Raw genomic sequence first — 2292 nt, 5'->3', positions numbered from 1 at the left:
CACCGGCGCGCTCGCCGCCCGCCGCCGCCGGCAGCAGGTCGAACCGGGCCAGCGCCACCGGGCCGAGCGCGGTGATCCCGGCCACCCAGAACACCGCCGCGCCGCGGTCACGGCGGGCCAGCCGGGCGGTCACAACAGCGTCGGTAAGGATCATCAGCGCCACGAAGGCCACCCGATAGGGCGCCACCAACAGGGAGTGCGCGAGTTCCGGCAGGACGAACGCGACGGCCGCCGCGGGCGGGTACTGCCACCGCTCGTCGCCGATCGGCAGCCCCCCGCCGTGCCCGAGCTGGTGGGCCCAGGCGGCGTAGATCCGAAGGTCTCCCTGCACGGTCTGCTGGGCACCGAACGTCTGACCCGTCAGCACGCCGACGACGAGCACGACCCGGGTGACCAGCCAGGCGGCCGCGAGTCTCAGCGCGGCCGATCGGGCGGTGCCCGGACCAGTCCGGGCTGTGGCCGCCGCGGGCTGCGCGGCGCCGGCCGGCCGCGGCGCCGGCACCGGTTGCGGGCGGCACGGGTCGGCAGGGGAGGACGACCGATCCGCACGCACGACGGCGACCGTACCGGCCGCGGCCGATGGGCCGAGGCTCACCCCGCGTGCGCCCGGCGGAGACCCGCCAGTGTCACCTATTGTTTGCGCCATATCGAGTCACTGCCATGGCACGCAACGGAGCGTGTCGTGGCCGGCGGACCCGGCGGCGCGTCCGGCGGCGGAGGGTGGCTCGAAACGCGCCGCGGAGGTGCCTGTGATCCTCGGATCCGGCTCAGCATGGGACACGGCCTGCGTTCAACTGGCGAACGCGGCCCGTCATCTGGGCCTCGACGACGGACTGCACGAACTGCTCCGCACACCCCGACGGTCGATCACCGTCGCCGTTCCACTGCTGCGGGACGACGGGCAGCTGATGGTGCTGACCGGCTACCGCGTCCAGCACAACCTGGCCCGCGGTCCGGGCAAGGGCGGCATCCGCTACCACCCCGACACCGACCTTGACGAGGTCAAGGCGCTGGCGATGTGGATGACCTGGAAGTGCGCGCTGATGGGGATCCCCTACGGCGGCGCCAAGGGCGGCATCGCCGTGGAGCCGGGGATGCTCTCGCGCCAGGAGCGCGAGCGGATGACCCGCCGCTACGCGGCCGAACTCGTCCCCCTGATCGGGCCGGAGAAGGACATCCCCGCGCCCGACGTGGGCACCGACGAGCAGACCATGGCCTGGATCATGGACACGTACTCGGCCCACACCGGCCACACCGCCACCGGCGTCGTCACCGGCAAGCCGATGTCGATCGGCGGCTCGGCCGGCCGTGCCGGCGCGACCAGCCGCGGGGTGCAGCTCGCGCTGTTCGCCGCGCTGCGCCAGACCGGCCGGGACCCGCACACGACGTCGGTCGCCATCCAGGGCTTCGGCAAGGTCGGGGCGCTCGCCGCCCAGTACCTGCACGACGCCGGCTGCCGGGTCGTCGCCGTCTCCGACGTCAAGGGCGGCATCCACAACGCGCGGGGGCTCAACCCGGTGGCGCTCATGCGACACCTCGCGGACGGTGCGGAGACGGTCGTCGGCTTCCCGGGGACGGACTCGATCACCAACGACGACCTGCTCGAACTGGACGTCGACGTGCTGGTCCCCGCGGCCCTCGAAGGTGTCATCACCATCGAGAACGCCGAGCGGATCCGCGCCGGGATCATCGTCGAGGGTGCCAACGGCCCGGTCACCGCCGAGGCCGACCAGATCCTCGAGGACCGCGGGGTGCTGGTCGTGCCGGACATCCTGGCCAACGGCGGCGGCGTGGCCGTGTCCTACTTCGAATGGGTGCAGGACATGCAGGCCTACTTCTGGTCCGAGGACGAGGTCAACGACCGGCTGCGGGCCCTGATGGAACGCGCCTACGGCGAGGTCGCCATGCTCGCCACCACGCAGGGCATCAGCATGCGCGGCGCGGCCCACATCATCGGGGTGAGCCGGGTCGCCGAGGCGCACCGTACCCGCGGCCTCTATCCCTGAGCCCCGACATCCCTGAGCCCCGGCATCCCTGAGCCCCGACATCCCTGAGCCCCGGCATCCCTGAGCCGGACACCGCTGAGCCAGCCCACCCCCACAACGGCCGCGCCGGGTGGCGCCCGGGCCTTCGGGCCCCGGACGTCCCCGGCCGGTACCGGTCGCCGAGTTGCCGAGGGTGATCTCGGTCAAGGCCACCGATCGGGTGAGCCTTCGGCAACTCGTGCGGCTACCGGCCGATGCCGCCCTACCGGCCGATGCCGCCCTGCCCGCCGCGGCGACGGCGGCGCGC

General features: G+C 73.4%; 1 protein-coding gene and 1 pseudogene. One reads left to right on the top strand and one right to left on the bottom strand.

Features of this window, described 5'->3' with window-relative positions; genetic code table 11:
• Positions 1-553, bottom strand: a pseudogene (locus tag MXD58_RS29500) (glycosyltransferase 87 family protein); the annotation flags it as partial.
• 196 nt (positions 554-749) lie between these two features.
• Between MXD58_RS29500 and MXD58_RS29495 the strand changes: the two are divergent.
• Positions 750-2006, top strand: a complete 1257-nt coding sequence (locus tag MXD58_RS29495; protein ID WP_248839202.1) for a Glu/Leu/Phe/Val family dehydrogenase — start codon at positions 750-752, stop codon at positions 2004-2006.
• Positions 2007-2292: the final 286 nt, after the last annotated feature.

The organism is Frankia sp. AgKG'84/4, from assembly GCF_023242965.2.
Classification (GTDB): Bacteria; Actinomycetota; Actinomycetes; order Frankiales; family Frankiaceae; genus Frankia.
The sequence above is the reverse complement of the archived record's forward strand: the minus strand, read 5'-3'. Positions and strand labels throughout refer to the sequence as shown.